The sequence below is a fragment of the Rhodobacteraceae bacterium LMO-JJ12 genome (assembly GCA_021555075.1).
GTDB lineage: Bacteria > Pseudomonadota > Alphaproteobacteria > Rhodobacterales > Rhodobacteraceae > JAKGBX01.
The window spans coordinates 2,132,833-2,149,206 of record JAKGBX010000001.1 but is presented as its reverse complement, the minus strand read 5'-3'; the positions used below and the strand labels follow the sequence as shown (position 1 = coordinate 2,149,206).

Here is a 16,374-nt window from a genome sequence, read left to right as displayed (position 1 = left end):
TGTCAGCGCGCGCGGAAATGCTTGGAAAGCTTGAGCCCCTGGCCTTGGTAATTTGAAGCGATCCCGGCGCCGTATAGCTGTGTCGGGATTTCTGACATGCGTTCGTAGACCAGTCGCCCGACCACTTGTCCATGTTCGAGCACGAAGGGGGCTTCATGGCAGCGCACCTCAAGCACGCCGCGCGACCCGGCGCCGCCCGCTTCGTCATGACCAAAACCGGGATCGAAGAAACCGGCATAATGCACCCGGAATTCACCCACCATCGCGAGGTATGGCGCCATCTCGGCGGCGTAAGCCGGTGGGATGTGTACGGCTTCGCGGCTGACGAGGATATAGAACGCGCCGGGATCAAGGATGATCTGACCGCTAGCGCTATGCAGGTCTTCCCAATATTCGGCTGGATCGTAAAAGCCGATACGGTCAAGATCTATCACCCCGGTGTGCGGCTTGGCGCGATAGCCGACCAGCGTGCCCGACTTGGGCTTGAGATCGACGGAAAAGCCGAGGCCTTCGTCGATCAGCGGCGGGCTGTCGACCAGTGTGCATGTCTCGTGCAGCGCGTTCAACTCGGCATCGTCAAGCACCGCATGGCCCTCGCGAAAGCGAATCTGGTTGAGGCGCATGCCGGGGCGCACCAGCACCGAAAAGCTGCGCGGGCAGATTTCGGCATAGAGCGGGCCAACATAACCGGGTGCGATACGGTCAAATTCTTCGCCGCCATCGGTGATTGTGCGGGTCAAGAGGTCAAGCCGACCTGTTGAGCTTTTGGCATTGGCGACGGCTTGAATGCCTTGTGGTAGTTCAAGGCTTTCCATCAGCGGCACGACATAGACGCAGCCTTTTTCCAGCACCGCCCCGCCGGAGAGATCAATCTGGTGCATCTCAAATTCGCCGAGCCGTTCAGCCACAGTGCGCCCGCGTCCGGTGAGAAACGAGGCCCGCACCCGCCAGGCACGATTGCCGAGGCGCAGATCGAGACTGGCTGGCTGGACTTGTTCGGGCAGAATAGGGGGGGAGCCGCGCAGCGCGCCGCTGGCGATCATTGCTTCGATCTGCTGACTTGCCAGAACCCCTGTCATCTCTCAGCGCCCCATATTCTCGATGGCTTTTCAGAAACCTGCCAAGGTGATAGCGCCCCGATGCGGAGAAGGAAACGCGAAACTGTGCGATTTCACGGAGCGTGCATGGGGTGGAAGAAGTTGGTCGGGCTAGCAGGATTCGAACCTGCGACCTCCCGTCCCCCAGACGGACGCGCTACCAGCCTGCGCTATAGCCCGACAACTCGGGCTTTCATAGCGAATCTGGTCGGAGGGGCAAGGGGGAATTTGACCCAAGAGGCAGGTTAATCGCGGCGCGGGTCGTGCTGTCTGGACAAAAGCGCGCTCAGTTTGTCGCGTTGAATGATGGCGGCGGCGCGCGCCGCCCCTTGGAGCGGGTATCCGCGCCGGGCAGCGAGCGCTTTGAGCAGGCCCGGAGGGGCATCAATGGCATCGTCTGCCGGATCTGGCGGCAGCTGTATGATGGCGGGCCGTGGCGGCGTCGGCGCAGATTCGGCTTCTATCTCGGCGTGAGCGTCTGCGTCGGTTGTTGCATCTGTGCCGCCTGTTGCTGTTGTTTCCACAGGTGTTTCCTGAGGAGAATTGCGGGTGGAGCGGTAGAGAAAAGCAGGAATGTCGGTGAGCCGGTCTTCTTCAGAGCCAGCGACGGTGCTCGGGTCACTGGTGGTTGGTTCATCGTTGGGTTGGTCTTCCGATTCGGCTGCTGCGTCTTCTGTTTCGCCGGTCTCAGCGATGTCGGGTGCGGCAAAATCTTCCAACACGGTGGTGTCTGCCGCCGATACGTCCTCGCTTGGGTCTGTAAGAGACGCGTCGGGAGGAGGCTGAGTATTCTCTGACTCCGCTATGAGCGGCTCTTGGGCATCATCGGTACCATCATCACCCGTCAGTGTGGTGGTATTTTCAGCCACGTCTTCGGCAATTGGCGTTTCAGGCGTGGTTTCTGGCGCGCTTGTCGATTCCGGTGAGTCGAGATGAGCATCTGCCTGTGTGGTTGACGTTTCCGGAGCGTGTTCAGGCAAGGGGGTGTCGCGAGCTGTCTCTTCTCGCTGGAATTGCAGCACTTGCGCGCTGTCAGGTGTATCGTATTGAGAGGCGGCAACTTCGTTGGCGCGACCCTCGATCGTTGCCGAGTCCGAAGTGTTGTCCTCCAGCGGCGCCGATAAGTCGGATACGTGTTTAACGCCCTGTTCACGAAGGATTTTCTGAACACCTTTGATGGTCATTCCATCATCGTGCAACAGCTTCTTGATACCGCCCAGAAGCAACATATCCGCAGGGCGGTAATAACGCCGCCCTCCGGCGCGCTTTACCGGTTTCACTTGGGAAAACTTGCTTTCCCAAAACCGCAACACATGGGCCGGAGAACCAAGCCAATCAGCCACTTCGGAGATTGTTCGAAAAGCTTCGGCAGACTTGGCCATTGTGCTGCTATGCCTCCTTAACGTTTGTTCCCGACAGCCACACGCTCTCTCATAAGATGCGAGGGGCGGAAGGTGAGAACCCGGCGGGGTTTGATTGGAACTTCCTCACCTGTTTTCGGATTTCGGCCTACGCGGGCCGCTTTTTCACGAACCGAAAAGGTGCCGAAGGACGATATTTTGACCTGTTCACCCTCTACGAGAGCGTCGGACATATGCTTGAGTACGCTCTCAACAAGCTGTGCGGAATCGTTGCGTGACAGACCGACTTCGCGAAAGACAGCTTCGCTCAGGTCCATGCGCGTCAATGTATTGTCATTCATTCTTCATCGTCCCCCTTCTTTTGGAGCAACCTTAGGGGCATCGGAATTTCCGAGTCAATATCAATGGCTTGGAAGGCGGCGTTTAGGGCGATATTTGCTTGTTTTCAGGCCCGAAACCGAGGGTTACCAGCGCAGCACCACTGCACCCCAGGCAAGGCCGCCGCCAATTGCCTCGGTAAGCAGGAGATCGCCGCGCTTGATCTGGCCACGCTCGACCCCCACTGACAGCGCAAGAGGGATCGATGCGGCAGAGGTGTTTCCATGGTCCTGCACGGTGACGATCACACGGTCCATCGGGACGCCCATCTTGCGTGCAGTGCCCTGAATGATGCGGATATTGGCCTGATGCGGCACGATCCAATCAACCGCGTTGTCATCAAGCCCGACCTTGGCAAGCGCGGCGTGTGCGGTCGAGGTGAGTTTCTCCACCGCCTGACGGAATAGTGGATTGCCTTGCATTCTGAGCTTGCCCGAACTTCCGGTGGAGGAGACCCCACCATCGACATAAAGCATGTCACGCAGGCGGCCGTCGGAGTTGAGATCGGAGGACAAAATGCCACGGTCATCGCTGGTGCCGACACCTTCCGCGGCGCGAAGCACAAGGGCGCCAGCACCATCACCAAAGAGCACGCATGTCGAGCGGTCGCTCCAGTCCATGATGCGCGAGAAGGTCTCGGCGCCGATCACCAGCACTGACTTGACCTGGCCAGAGACAATCAACGCATTTGCATTGGTCAGGGCAAAGACAAACCCGGCGCAGACGGCCTGAACGTCGAAACCGAAGCCGCGTGTCATGCCAAGGCCTGCCTGAACCATGGTGGCGACAGCGGGAAAGGTCAGGTCAGGCGTCGAGGTGGCGACGATCACGGTGTCGATGTCGTCGGCCTGCATGCCCGCCGATTTCAACGCGGCGCGCGCTGCTTTGATGGCCATGTCAGAAGTGGTTTCGCCTTCGGCGGCAAAATGGCGTCTTTCAATACCCGAACGGGTCTTGATCCACTCGTCGCTGGTATCGAGCGTCTTTTCAAAATGACTGTTCGGCACGATCTCTTCAGGCAGATAGTGCCCGACCCCTTGAACCACCGCGCGTATCGTCATTTGGTTTCGCTTTCTCTTTCATCGTCACCGGTTCGGGCCAGCATGGTTGCGGCTGCGATCCGTGCGGCAAGCTTGACCGAAAAATTGCTCTCAGCCAGTTGCGACGCTAGCTTGACGGCAGCTGCCACGCCTGTGGCGTCTGCCGAGCCATGTGATTTTACAACCGTGCCATTGAGGCCCAAAAACACGCCACCGTTTACACGCCGCGGATCTATCCGCTTTTTCAGGCGTTGTATCGAGGTATAGGCCAGAACCGATGCCAAACGCGAGAGCGGAGTGTAGCGAAACGCTTCGCGCAAGAAATCGCCGAACAGCGAAGCGACACCTTCGCCGGTCTTGAGCGCAACATTGCCGGTGAACCCGTCTGTTACGATAACATCACATTTGCTGCCGGGCAGGTCGGACCCCTCGACAAAACCGACATAGTCGAACTTGCCGTTGGCGGCGTTTTCGGCAATCAGAGAATTGGCCGCCTGCATTTCCGCACGGCCTTTGAATTCTTCAGTGCCGACATTCAAGAGGCCGATGCGCGGGCGCTCAAGTCCCAGCCCGTTGCGGGCATAGGAGGCGCCCATCAAGGCGTATTGCAAGAGATCGCGCTCATCGGCTTTCACATCGGCGCCGGCATCGAGCATCATGTTGAAACCCTGTGGGTTGCGCGAGGGCCACAAGACCGCAATGGCCGGGCGGTAGACGCCAGGCAACTTGCGCAATCGCACGACCGACAGCATCATCAAGGCCCCGGTGTTGCCGCAAGAGACGCAGACACGCGCCTCGCCAGAGCGAACACATTCGAGTGCCGACCACATGGACGAGTTTTTCGAATTGCGCAGAACCTGGGAGGGCTTGTCACCCATCTTGACCACATCTGCCGCATCGCGAATCTCGCAGCGCATGGCGAGATTCTTCTTGCGGGCCACAAGTGGCTCAAGTGCGTCGCGCGGACCGTGCAGGATGAACGAAAGCCGTGGGTCGTCCTTGGCCGAACGCGAAATGCCGGCGACAACAGTCGCCGGCCCCTTGTCGCCGCCCATAGCGTCAACCGATATCAGGATACGCCCGGTGCTTTCGCCCGTCTCACTGCCAGTGCTGTCTTGCAATAGCGTCATTCGACGGGCTGCCCCCAGGGGCGCGGACTTAGGCCGCGTCTTCGTCCAGATCAATCTCGTCTGTCATAGCGACGATTTCACGGTCATCGTAGTGCCCACAAGAGGGGCAGACGTGATGCGGGCGACGTAGCTCGCCGCAGTTTGAGCATTCGTTGGGGTTTGCCGCAACCAGTGCATCATGTGCGCGGCGGTTATTGCGGCGCGATTTCGAAACTTTGTTCTGTTGGACAGCCATGTCGCCAACCTCAGTTAATTGCTAGGGCCTTGGCCCTGTTTCCTCTGGGCGTTGCCGCCCCGTTCACGGGTGTTGGTGGCTCATATTCGGTCCGAGCCTACCTGTCCAACCCTAATTTCTCAAGAAGCTGGGAACATAGTCTGAACTGCTCAATGTGCAAGCGGTTTCTTGCGCCTTTTTCACAGCTTTTCAATCGTCTTTTTCAAGTTTGTCGCGCAGAGCCTTCAGCCCCGCGAAAGGCCGCATGTCGTCATCGCTGAGCGGGGTTTCCCCAGGCTCTGCGAACCGGGCGTTTTCTAGCGCGGCATCGGGTGCGCGCGGGTAAAGCGGTAGCGCCAGCGACAACGCCTCGATCATCACGGCGTCAAGATCGATCACACGGCCAAGACGTTCTATGGTTTCATCCTCGGGCATCTCGATCTCTTCGTCCTCGAGGTTGTCTTCCGGCAGTTGGCTCAGAAAACGGCGAACCACCTTGTCGTCGATCCGCGTGGTGACAGGAACAAGCGTGACGGCGCAGGGTTGAGTGACCGTGGCGCCCAGATCGCCCTCAAGTCGCCAGTCGCGCGCCCCTTCGGCCATGATATGTCCGCAAAAGCGCAGCTTTCGCAGGCCGCCGAGGTCGAGCTCTTCTGCAATTGTGTTCAACTCTTGCGCGTCGGGGACGATCTCGAAAGCGGTTTGACTACGCTCGGGCAAGTCAGAAACGCGTAATTGGCGGGTGGGCTTTGGTTCGGGCATAGGCTTTCAATTCTTGAAGAAGGGGGTGAAGCTGTTGTAAGCGGGATAAAAGGCGCTAATCGCCAAGACAAGAGGGCAACGGCATGAGCAGAAAATCCGGGATACGTGTTTCGGTGGCGATCCTGGCGGTGGCGTTGATTACGTCCTGCGCGTCCATCTATCGCAACCATGGTTATGTGCCAAGCGAAGACGAACTGTCTGAGATCGTGGTCGGAGTGGATTCGCGTACAACAGTAGACGAAGTTATCGGGGCCCCCTCGGCAGGCGGATTGCTGCAAGGTGGCGATTATTATTACGTGCGTAGCCGAGTGAAGCATTTTGGCATGATGCGGCCCCAGGTGATGGAACGCCAGGTGCTTGCGATCAGCTTTGATAGCCGCGACGTGGTGCAGAATATCGAACGGTTCGGTCTTGCAGATGGCAGGGTCGTGCCGCTGACTCGACGGGTCACCAGTTCGAGTGTTCAGGACAAGGGATTCCTGCGCCAGCTTCTGGGTAACATCGGGAATTTCAATCCCGCTGCGCTGCTGAACAACAATTGATCTGCGGTTTGTGATCGGTCGTTGTGCACCTGCTGTGTCAGTTCTTGCGCGCCACGGCGGGGAAGCCTAGCGTGAGGCAGACAACGCAGGAGTCCGATGCATGGGGCTGGCTCTGATCAAAGGCCGCTATAGCGCGCGCCTGACCACCTGCAAAGCCGACATCGCTGCGGCGCAAGCTTTGCGGCACCGTGCATTTTTCGGCCGCGCGGGACAGGATAGCGATGGATTCGACGCGCGTTGCCTGCATCTTCTGATCGAAGACCGCTCTACCGGCAGGTTGTTGGCCTGCTGTCGGATATTACCGCTGGACGCGGGGCAGATCACTGAGAGCTACTCGGCCCAGTATTACGAGCTCTCGGCGTTGGAGAGTTTTGAGGGAACGTTGCTTGAGATTGGCCGCTTTTGCGTTCTTCCGGGCGAAACCGATCCCGATATTCTGCGCATTTCCTGGGCTGTTTTGACCCGGTATGTCGATGAAAACAGGGTTAAAATGCTGTTTGGATGCTCGTCTTTTGCGGGAACCGACGCAGCCCTCTATCTCGATGCGTTTACCATGCTGAATGAACGCCATTTGGCACCCAAACGGTGGCTGCCGCGGGTGAAGGCGCAGCAGGTCGTTCGCTTTTCCAACCGGCTCCGGCAAGAACCGGATGTGAAGCGGGCGATGCAGCGCATGCCGCCTTTGCTGCGAACTTATCTGGCGATGGGCGGATGGGTGAGCGATCATGCGGTGGTGGACATGAAAATGGACACGCTGCATGTTTTTACCGGGCTGGAGGTCGCCGCAATCCCGCCGACACGTCGACGTCTGTTGCGGGCGGTGGCGGCTTGACGCTGTGACGCGGGACGGATAGCTGAGGCGGCATGGCCAGAGCTCCTATATTACAACTCACCGATGTCTCGCTCACCTTTGGGGGAGAGCCGATTTTTGATGCCTTGTCGCTGGTGGTGCAACCGGCTGACCGGGTCGCATTGGTTGGACGCAATGGATCCGGAAAATCTACACTTCTCAAGGTGATGGCCGGTCTTGTTGAACCAGATCGCGGGGCGCGTGTCGCCGGGCCGGGCGTCAGCGTGGGCTATATGGAGCAGCACCCGGATATGAGCGGGTTTGCGACGCTGGGCGACTATGCGTCGAGCGGATTGGAGCCGGGGGAGCTGTACCGGGTGGAACGGGCCAGCGAGGGGCTTAAATTCGACCCGGCTCGGGCTGTGCAGACGGCTTCGGGTGGGGAGCGGCGCAGGGCGGCGCTGGCCAAGCTGATGGCTGAGGCACCGGAGCTGATGTTGCTGGATGAGCCGACCAACCACCTTGATATCGAAGCGACGCTTTGGCTGGAAGAGGAACTGAAAGCCACCCGCGCGGCCTTTGTGTTGATCAGCCATGACCGCGCATTTCTGACTGCGCTAACACGTGCAACCCTTTGGATAGACAGGGGAAAAGTGCGGCGTCAGGAAAAGGGATTTAGCGATTTTGAGGCTTGGCGCGATAAGCTTTGGGATGAGGAAGATACGGCGCGCCACAAGCTTGATCGCAAGATCAAGGAAGAAGGGCGTTGGGCGGTCGAAGGAATCAGTGCGCGGCGCAAGCGCAATATGGGCCGGGTGCGCGCCCTTCAGGATTTGCGCGCCGACCGCGCCAGCCAGATCAGACGCCAAGGCACGGCGGGCATGGCGCTTGAGGCGGGGCCGAAGTCTGGCCGTAAGGTCATTGAAGCGCGCGGGATTACAAAGCATTACGGTGATAAGCTTATCTTGAATTCTTTCGATTTGACCGTGATGCGGGGCGATCGGGTGGCGTTTGTTGGCCCTAACGGGGTCGGCAAAACGACGCTTTTGAAAATACTGATGGGGGAGATCGCGGCGGATGAGGGCAGCGTCAAACATGGCACGAATCTTGTGCCGGCGGTGTTTGACCAGGCGCGTGCCCAGCTTGATCCAGATGCGACGCTTTGGGACAGTCTGACCGCCGGTCCCGGCATGCAGGTTTCAGGACGATCAGATCAGATCATGGTGCGCGGAATGCCCCGCCATGTCGTTGGTTATCTTAAAGAATTCCTGTTTGATGAGCGTCAGGTGAGAGCGCCTGTAAGGTCGCTTTCAGGGGGTGAAAAGGCGCGGCTTTTGTTGGCCAGATTGATGGCGCGCGAGAGCAATTTGTTGGTGCTGGATGAGCCGACAAACGATCTTGATGTTGAAACGCTGGACCTGTTGCAAGAACTGCTGGATGGCTATGATGGCACCGTTTTGTTGGTCAGCCATGACCGTGATTTTCTCGATCGGGTGGCCTCGATCACCATCGCGATGGAGGGGGATGGGCGCGCCGTGACCTATGCCGGAGGGTGGAGCGATTATCGTGCTCAAAGAGCCGAGACGGCCCGAGCGGTTGCCGAAGAAAAGCAAGAAAAAACAACATCTTCAAAGAACAACATAAAGCCGTCTTCGACACAAAAAACCAGCCTTTCCTTCACCCAGAAGCACCGTTTGGAAGAACTGCCAAAGGTGCTTGAGCGGCTGGAAGCGGAGATTGGCAAGCTGGAAGAGTTCCTCGAGCAGCCCGATCTTTTCAACAAGGAACCGATGAAATTCAAGAAGGCGACCGAGGCGTTGGTCGAGCGGCAGGCGGCCTTGGCGGCGGCTGAGGAAGAATGGTTAATGCTTGCTGAAAAGGCGGAGGCCGAGGGTTAACCGAGCCCGAAAAGCGGGGGGTGACTCGCGGCTGTTAGGCGTCTGACTCCCGGCTGCCGGGGCATGCGTTAACCTTTGGGTGTGCAGGGCGCGCAAAATCCGCACCCTGCGAGACGCGCAGAGCGCGTTATTGCATCCGCAAGGCGCCGTCGATGCGGATCACGGTGCCGTTGAGATAGCCACATTCGACGATGAACTGGGCCAGGCGTCCATATTCATTCGGATCCCCCAGACGCTGCGGGCAGGTGACATCGGCCGCCAGGCTGTCCTGGACCTCTTGCGGCAGGCCAGTGAGCATCGGCGTGGCGAAGATGCCCGGCGCGATGGTCATCACGCGGATGCCTTCACGCGCCAGATCACGCGCCATCGGCAGGGTCATACCCACGATCCCGCCCTTGGACGAGGCATAACCGACCTGGCCCTTTTGACCGTCAAATGCGGCGACCGAGGCGGTGTTGATGATCACGCCGCGCGCGCCATCGTCATCGGGTGTGTTAGTGGCCATTTCGGCGGCGGCAAGGCGTGCGACGTTGAAGCTGCCCACCAGATTGATGTTGATGATTCGCTGATAATGATCGAGCGCGTGGGCGCCTTTCTTGTGCAGTGTCTTTTCGGCGGTGCCGATACCGGCGCAATTCACGGCGACATTGATCTTGCCCATGGCCTCTTTGGCGGTCTGGATCGCGGCGGCGACGCTGTCTTCGTCGGTGACGTCGGTTTGCGCGAAGGTGGCGCCCATGTCGGCGGCGACGGCGTTGCCGCGTTCGGCGTCGCGATCAAGCAGGGTGACCTGAGCTCCGGCAGAGATGAATTGGCGGGCCGTGGCTTCGCCGAGGCCAGAGGCGCCCCCGGTGATGATGGCAGCGATATCGGACATTTTCATGGGGATGAGCTCCTTGGCGGATGTGAAATGAACAAGTGTTCAGTAACCCCCGAGAGGGCGTTCTGTCAAAGTTTCGTTGGGTCGTGTTCTGACCCTGCAGGCGGGGTGGAGCGCCTGAGCCAGCGGTTGACCAGCCCGAGCGAGAGTACCGTGACGGCGATACGGAAGACATGATGCAGGGTAACAAAGGCCGGGTTGGCATGCAGCGATAACGCCACCAGCGCCATTTCGTTGACCCCGCCGGGAGCAAAGGTGATCAGCAGTACTTCGAAATTCTGCCCCGAGAGGGGCATGAGGATGAGGGCAATGGCGGCGCCGATGGCAAGCATCGCGGCGACCGAGAGCAATGAGAGCCAGACACCGCGCAGCAGCATGGCGCGCGACAGGCCGGAAAAGCGCGCGCCGAGCGAGGTTCCCACGATCACCTGAGCGAGGCCGAGCAGCCATCCCGGCACCGAGATGGGTTGCCCCCAGAGCGCCAGGGCTGCGGACACCATGAGTGCGCCGGTGAGTTGCCAGGCGGGCAGGCGCAAGAGCCTGCCAAGGGTGATTCCGATGAGGAGGGCGGCAAAGAGCAGCGGCCAGTTGGTGGCCGCGGCGGTGGTGTTGGTGCCCATGCCCGCGGCGCTGCCGACGGCGTGACCTTCCCAAAGCGACAGGCCGAGCGGCACGAGGCCGATGACGAGGATGATTCGCAGGAATTGCTGGGTAACGAGGCGGCGGATATCGGCGCCCGCGGCTTCGCCCATGGCGATTGATTCGATCAGCCCGCCGGGGGCGGCGCTGTAGAGCGCGGTGGCGCGGTCATACCCGCCGATCCGGTAAAAGATCGCGTAGTTGACCGCGAAGGCGAGCGGCACGAAGAGCACCATGGCCCCCATCGAGAGCACCAGCGCGCCGGGCGCGCTCAGCAATTCGGGCGAGACCTGGGCGCCGATCACCAGCCCGATCATGGCGATGAAGGCGACGCGAAAATTCTGCGGAAACTCATAGCCGGTGGGAAGCGCGCGGGGAAAGCCGATGGTGAGCGTGGCACAGGCTGCAAGGCTGCCCAGAAGCCAGGGCAGGGGCAGGGGCGTGAAGGAGGCCGCCAGCCCGGCAAACCCGCCAAGAAGGCAGAGTGCGAGGGTGATCAAGGCAAGGCGCGGCAGCGGCATCATGCGCTCCTTTGAGCCGGTTTGAGGCCGGCAACGGGCCGACGAAAACCGGGGCCTTGGCGGCGCGGGGGGATTTGGTAGGCCCGGCAGGACTTGAACCCGCAACCAAAGCGTTATGAGCGCTCTGCTCTAACCAGTTGAGCTACAGGCCCCTCCGGCGCTTTTGTTAGCAGGTGGGCGCGCGAGGTCAAGCCGGGGCGTGTTTGAGAAGGGCGGGAGAGTGGGGGCTTTGATTCGTGTGAGCAGGACGGAATAGGGAAAATCATGACCGTTATTGATTGAATGGGGCCCAGCATCACAATATTGAGGTTGGAAGACCTGTTTTATGGGGTGATTCCTTGGCTGATTTACCGGAACTTATTTTGCATGCTGGGTTTCCAAAATGCGCAACTTCAACGATTCAAAAACTCTTTTGCATGGACTCTCATTCCGTCTCCAAGGCGCTTGACCTGGTTTGGATAGGAAACGGTATCAAGGTCTGGTCAAACGGAGCCGCCGGTACAGAAATCATGTACAAGAAAGAGGCTTCGGTCAGGAATGTTGAGACTCTCGATCTGGATGCTTCGCTTACCTATTTCATGTCATCCGAAGCGTTGTGCAGCTATGATTATATGGTGGAGGCCTTGGCCAAACGCTTTCGCATCGTACGAACAGTTCTAACTGTGCGCATGCCTGTGCCTTTGGTGATGTCGGAGTATTGCTGGAGCGGATGGCTGTATAAATCTCCTTGGGAGATCAATTTACTTGGCCGTTGCAAATCACTTGCGGCGGTGTCTGATCGGTTGTCAAATTTGGCCCCTGTCATCCTATGCCCTATTGAGCCGGATGATTTTTTCACGAGATTTAGCGAGTGCGTGGCAGGACGGGCATCGCCGGATATTGAGCAAATTTCCAATCGCGCTGGAAATGTGAATGTCTCAATTCCCCCGTCGCTCGCGGCAGCTTTGCGCGCCCAGATCGTCGCCAGGAAGATTCCCGAGATATCGGGGCCAAATCGTCGGGTATTTGTTAGTGCAGCGATGGAAAACAGAGGTTCTGAGACGTTCAATACAGTTGTACCAGATTCGTTTTCGAAAGTTTTTCGAGACGAAGCGGCCGTAGAAGCGGAACTCGCAGAGTATGATGATCTGTTGGCGAAGGGGCGTGTTAGTGCCGCCGTGCGGGCTGAGGCTGTTGCGCGCGGACGGTTGAGGTTGCAGCGACTCGCGCAGATGCCCAATCCGAGTAAGGCGATGGCGAGCGAGTTACTTGATCAGGCCAATCTTATTCTCGATCACGTCCAAGAGTCGTGCCCTGAACTCACACGGTAAGAGTGTTTGGCGCAGGCTAGAGTGGGGGCCAGCCCCCACACCCCCGGGATATTTCTGGCAAGATGAAGCCGGATACCTGCGCCGCGTTGCATGGGCGGGGCAGATGGGCTAGGGGCTGGCGTGAATATTTGCGGGCGGAGATGGGCCATGGCTGAGAAGACAAACGCGATCACCTATGCGCAGGCGGGTGTGGACATCGATGCGGGCAACGCCCTTGTCGAGCGGATCAAGCCGGCGGCCAAGCGCACGGCGCGCCCCGGTGTGATGTCGGGGTTGGGCGGGTTTGGCGCGCTGTTCGATCTCAAGGCCGCCGGGTATGAGGACCCGATTCTTGTGGGGGCCACAGATGGGGTTGGCACCAAGCTGCGGATTGCGATTGATACCGGTGAGGTTGACGGTGTTGGGATCGATCTGGTGGCGATGTGTGTCAACGATCTGGTCTGTCAGGGGGCAGAGCCGCTGTTTTTCCTCGATTACTTTGCCACGGGGAAGTTGGATGTGGATGTGGCGGCGCGCATCATCGAGGGGATTGCCGAGGGCTGTGCGCTGTCGGGCTGTGCGTTGATCGGCGGCGAGACGGCGGAGATGCCGGGGATGTATCCTGATGGCGATTTCGATCTGGCGGGCTTTGCCGTCGGCGCGATGGAGCGGGGCGGCGATTTGCCAAGCGGTGTCGGCGCGGGCGATGTTCTGCTTGGGCTTGGCTCAAACGGGGTGCATTCCAACGGTTATTCCCTCGTGCGCAAGCTGGTCGAGGTGAGCGGGCTGGGATGGGACGCCGATTGTCCCTGGGGCGACGGCACGTTGGGGGCGGCGTTGCTGGCGCCGACGCGGCTTTATGTGAAACAGGCGCTGGCGGCGATCCGGGCGGGTGGCGTGCACGGGTTGGCCCACATCACCGGCGGGGGTTTGAGCGAGAACCTGCCGCGGGTGTTGCCCGAGGGGCTGGGCGCTGAGGTGGATCTGGGGGCCTGGGAATTGCCCGAGGTGTTCAAGTGGCTGGCGGCGACCGGTGGTCTGGCCGAGGCGGAGATGCTCAAGACCTTCAACTGCGGTATTGGCATGATTCTGGTGGTGGACGCCGGGCGTGCGGCGGCATTGAAGGCGCTGTTGCAGGAGGCCGGAGAGGCGGTGTTCGAGCTGGGCCGGGTGAGTGAGGGAACCGGCGTGCGCTATGAGGGCAAGCTGTGAAAAAACGCGTGGCGATTCTGATTTCGGGCGGTGGCTCGAATATGGTGTCGCTGGTTGAGAGTATGTGTGGCGATCATCCGGCAGAGCCCTGTCTGGTGGTGGCCAACAGCGCGGGCGCGGGCGGATTGCTCAAGGCGGCCGAGCGTGGCGTGGCGACTGCGGTTGTCGATCACCGAGACTTTAAGGGTGATCGGGAAGCCTTTGAAAAAGAACTTATTTCCATCATTGATACCAGCGGTGCTGACATCGTTTGTCTGGCCGGGTTCATGCGGATTCTGACGCCGGTTTTCATTGACCACTATGCCGGGCGTATGTTGAATATTCACCCGTCGCTGCTGCCGAAGTATCGCGGGCTCAACACCCATGCGCGGGCGTTGGAGGCGGGCGATTCGGAGGCCGGGTGTACGGTGCATGAAGTGACTGCCGAGTTGGACGATGGGCCGATTTTGGGGCAGGCGCGCGTGCCGGTGCTGCCCGGTGATACGCCCGAAGCCCTGGCGGCGCGGGTGCTGGAGCAGGAGCATGTGCTCTATCCGGCAGTGCTGCGACGGTTTGCGAGCGGTGAGCGGGCGCCGGTTTTTATTGGGTGACGGCAGGGGGGTGCCGCCCGCCACGTGAGCCTGAAGAAAAATTGGAACAAAACTGCGTTTGGGGCGTTGTTATGAGGTGAGGCACGGCAATTGATGCTTGCCGTCTAGCAACAGCCCCAGGAGAGCGTTCCCGTGAACCGCGTTATTTATATCATCGGTCTGATCGTCATCATACTCGCCATTCTGTCCTTTTTCGGATTGAGATGATGGCTGTTCGCTTGGCGCGAACGGCGTGCTTTTGGCCGGCTTTGGCCGCGTTGATCCTTGTAGGGGTGCCAAGACAACTGCGCGCCGAGGTGGTTGGTGAAGTCGATGTGGATTGGCTGGGCAATGATATCGTTATTGAGGCTTTTGACGATCCTGATGTCGAGGGTATCACCTGTCATGTATCGTATTTCGAACGCGGCGTGATCGATCGATTGCAAAACGGCAATTGGTTTGAAGACCCATCGAATTCGGCCATCAGTTGCAGCCAGACGGGGCCGATCAGGATTGGTGATATTGATCGCTCGAACAAGGGCGAGCGGGTGTTTTCAGAGCGGCGCTCGATCATCCTCAAGTCATTGAATGTGAAGCGGATTTTTGACGAGAAGAACCAGACTCTGATTTACATTTCGCATGCGCGCGAAGTGCAGCAGGGGTCGGCCAAGATGGCGATTTCGACGATTCCGCTTTATCAGAAATAGGCCCGGAAGCCCGCGGGACGCCGTAGCGGTTGTCAATTTGATCGGGTATTGCGTTGGCGTGCACGGCAACTTTCCTTCGCCGGAAAAACCGCGTAGAACGCGCCAAGCCACGAAAAAAAACCATAACAGACAGGCCGCCATGCGCACCCTCACAACCACCCAGGAACTTGCCGAATTCTGCACGGATGCGCGCCAGCATTCTTACGTAACACTCGACACGGAATTCCTGCGCGAGCGGACGTATTACTCGAAGCTTTGCCTGTTGCAGATGGCGTTCCCGGGGGAGGGCAACGAGAATGCGGTTCTGGTTGATACTCTGAGCGAGGGGCTTTCCCTGGAGCCGCTTTACGAGTTGTTTCGCGACACCGATGTAGTGAAGGTCTTTCATGCGGCGCGTCAGGATCTGGAGATATTCCAGATTGATGCCGGGGTGCTGCCGGAACCTCTGTTTGATACGCAGGTCGCGGCGATGGTCTGTGGTTTTGGCGAACAGGTGGGATATGAGACGCTGGTGCGCAAGATCGCCAAGGATGGCGTCGACAAGACCTCGCGGTTTACCGACTGGTCGCGCCGCCCGTTGACCGAGGCGCAAAAGACCTATGCCTTGGCGGATGTGACGCATCTGCGGGTGATTTACGAATACCTGAGCAAGGAATTGATCAAGCGCGACCGCGAGAAATGGGTGCGCGAGGAATTGGAGATTCTGACCAATCCCGAAACCTACGAGGTGAAACCCTCGGAAGCGTGGAAACGGGTAAAGACACGCACCAATTCTGGGCGCTTCATGGCGATTGTGCGCGAATTGGCGCGGTTTCGCGAAGGCTATGCCCAGTCGCGCAACGTGCCGCGCAACCGGGTTTTCAAGGATGAGGCGCTGGTTGAACTGGCGTCAACCAAGCCAGCCAACCTGACGGATCTGGGGCGTTCGAGACTGCTTTTGCGTGAGGCGCGCAAGGGCGAGATCGCCGACGGGATTCTGGCGGCGGTCAAGCAGGGTTTGGACTGTGCGCCCGAGGATATGCCGAAGGTGGATACCAACCGCGACAAGCTACAGGTGAATCCGGCGTTGGCCGATCTTTTGCGTGTGTTGCTAAAGGCCAAGAGCGAGAGCGTTGGGGTGGCCGCGAAGCTGATCGCCTCAACCTCGGATCTTGATGCGATGGCTGCGGGCAAGCGTGATGTGCGGGCGCTTAAGGGCTGGCGCTCTGAGGTTTTTGGCGAAGATGCGCTCAGGCTTTGTGAGGGGAAGATTGCGCTGGCTGCCAAGGGGCAAAATGTAGTGGTTGTAGAGCTTTAAGGCCAATGGCGTGGTGGTGGGCAGATTGCCCACGGCACGCGGGTAGGG

General features: G+C 59.3%; 17 protein-coding genes and 2 tRNA genes. 8 read left to right on the top strand and 11 right to left on the bottom strand.

All coding sequences use genetic code 11. The features are described from left to right. Positions 1–2 precede the first annotated feature (2 nt). From LZG00_10290 to LZG00_10255, 8 genes are all read right to left on the bottom strand, one after another. Positions 3–1,079 carry a 2'-deoxycytidine 5'-triphosphate deaminase gene (locus tag LZG00_10290; protein ID MCF3594389.1) on the bottom strand — a complete coding sequence of 359 codons (1,077 nt, stop codon included), beginning with the start codon at positions 1,077–1,079 and terminating at the stop codon, positions 3–5. A gap of 121 nt (positions 1,080–1,200) precedes the next feature. Next, a tRNA-Pro gene (locus LZG00_10285) sits at positions 1,201–1,277 on the bottom strand. 65 nt (positions 1,278–1,342) lie between these two features. After that, positions 1,343–2,479, bottom strand: a complete 1,137-nt coding sequence (locus LZG00_10280) for a MerR family transcriptional regulator (protein MCF3594388.1) — start codon at positions 2,477–2,479, stop codon at positions 1,343–1,345. Between the two features lie 17 nt (positions 2,480–2,496). Then, positions 2,497–2,799, bottom strand: coding sequence for an integration host factor subunit alpha (ihfA, locus tag LZG00_10275; protein MCF3594387.1), 303 nt, complete (start codon positions 2,797–2,799; stop codon positions 2,497–2,499). Positions 2,800–2,922: 123 nt separating this feature from the next. Beyond that, positions 2,923–3,897, bottom strand: coding sequence for a ketoacyl-ACP synthase III (locus LZG00_10270; GenBank protein ID MCF3594386.1), 975 nt, complete (start codon positions 3,895–3,897; stop codon positions 2,923–2,925). Further along, positions 3,894–5,006 carry a phosphate acyltransferase PlsX gene (gene plsX / locus LZG00_10265; GenBank protein ID MCF3594385.1) on the bottom strand — a complete coding sequence of 371 codons (1,113 nt, stop codon included), beginning with the start codon at positions 5,004–5,006 and terminating at the stop codon, positions 3,894–3,896. Before plsX ends, LZG00_10270 begins: the two co-directional genes overlap by 4 nt. A gap of 28 nt (positions 5,007–5,034) precedes the next feature. Further along, positions 5,035–5,241, bottom strand: a complete 207-nt coding sequence (rpmF, locus tag LZG00_10260; GenBank protein ID MCF3594384.1) for a 50S ribosomal protein L32 — start codon at positions 5,239–5,241, stop codon at positions 5,035–5,037. Between the two features lie 189 nt (positions 5,242–5,430). After that, complete coding sequence (locus tag LZG00_10255) at positions 5,431–5,982, bottom strand: DUF177 domain-containing protein (protein MCF3594383.1); 552 nt, start codon at positions 5,980–5,982, stop codon at positions 5,431–5,433. A gap of 83 nt (positions 5,983–6,065) precedes the next feature. On the opposite strand from LZG00_10255, the gene bamE reads away from it, so the two are divergent. From bamE to LZG00_10240, 3 genes are all read left to right on the top strand, one after another. After that, positions 6,066–6,524, top strand: a complete 459-nt coding sequence (bamE, locus tag LZG00_10250) for an outer membrane protein assembly factor BamE (protein ID MCF3594382.1) — start codon at positions 6,066–6,068, stop codon at positions 6,522–6,524. A 100-nt stretch (positions 6,525–6,624) separates the two neighbouring features. Beyond that, the gene (locus tag LZG00_10245; protein ID MCF3594381.1) at positions 6,625–7,356 is read left to right on the top strand and encodes a GNAT family N-acetyltransferase; all 732 of its coding nucleotides are present in this window, start codon (positions 6,625–6,627) and stop codon (positions 7,354–7,356) included. A 32-nt stretch (positions 7,357–7,388) separates the two neighbouring features. Then, positions 7,389–9,212 carry an ABC-F family ATP-binding cassette domain-containing protein gene (locus tag LZG00_10240; protein ID MCF3594380.1) on the top strand — a complete coding sequence of 608 codons (1,824 nt, stop codon included), beginning with the start codon at positions 7,389–7,391 and terminating at the stop codon, positions 9,210–9,212. A 127-nt stretch (positions 9,213–9,339) separates the two neighbouring features. Here LZG00_10240 and LZG00_10235 read toward each other — a convergent pair whose 3' ends face one another. The 3 genes from LZG00_10235 to LZG00_10225 all read right to left on the bottom strand — a co-directional run bounded on the left by LZG00_10235 (position 9,340) and on the right by LZG00_10225 (position 11,404). Beyond that, on the bottom strand, positions 9,340–10,095 hold the full coding sequence (locus tag LZG00_10235; GenBank protein ID MCF3594379.1) for a 3-hydroxyacyl-CoA dehydrogenase: 756 nt from the start codon (positions 10,093–10,095) through the stop codon (positions 9,340–9,342). A 65-nt stretch (positions 10,096–10,160) separates the two neighbouring features. Beyond that, positions 10,161–11,252 (bottom strand): AbrB family transcriptional regulator, encoded by a 1,092-nt coding sequence (locus tag LZG00_10230; protein ID MCF3594378.1) that lies wholly within the window; start codon positions 11,250–11,252, stop codon positions 10,161–10,163. A gap of 75 nt (positions 11,253–11,327) precedes the next feature. Then, positions 11,328–11,404, bottom strand: a tRNA-Ile gene (locus tag LZG00_10225). A gap of 186 nt (positions 11,405–11,590) precedes the next feature. On the opposite strand from LZG00_10225, the gene LZG00_10220 reads away from it, so the two are divergent. The 5 genes from LZG00_10220 (at position 11,591) to rnd (ending at position 16,326) form a co-directional block, all read left to right on the top strand. Continuing rightward, positions 11,591–12,562: a hypothetical protein gene (locus tag LZG00_10220; GenBank protein ID MCF3594377.1), complete on the top strand. Its 972-nt coding sequence runs from the start codon at positions 11,591–11,593 to the stop codon at positions 12,560–12,562. Positions 12,563–12,709: 147 nt separating this feature from the next. Continuing rightward, positions 12,710–13,753 carry a phosphoribosylformylglycinamidine cyclo-ligase gene (gene purM, locus LZG00_10215; GenBank protein MCF3594376.1) on the top strand — a complete coding sequence of 348 codons (1,044 nt, stop codon included), beginning with the start codon at positions 12,710–12,712 and terminating at the stop codon, positions 13,751–13,753. Positions 13,754–13,794: 41 nt separating this feature from the next. After that, positions 13,795–14,343 (top strand): phosphoribosylglycinamide formyltransferase, encoded by a 549-nt coding sequence (gene purN, locus LZG00_10210; GenBank protein ID MCF3594375.1) that lies wholly within the window; start codon positions 13,795–13,797, stop codon positions 14,341–14,343. A 206-nt stretch (positions 14,344–14,549) separates the two neighbouring features. Continuing rightward, complete coding sequence (locus tag LZG00_10205) at positions 14,550–15,029, top strand: CreA family protein (GenBank protein MCF3594374.1); 480 nt, start codon at positions 14,550–14,552, stop codon at positions 15,027–15,029. 139 nt (positions 15,030–15,168) lie between these two features. After that, positions 15,169–16,326, top strand: a complete 1,158-nt coding sequence (gene rnd, locus LZG00_10200; protein ID MCF3594373.1) for a ribonuclease D — start codon at positions 15,169–15,171, stop codon at positions 16,324–16,326. Positions 16,327–16,374 lie beyond the last annotated feature (48 nt).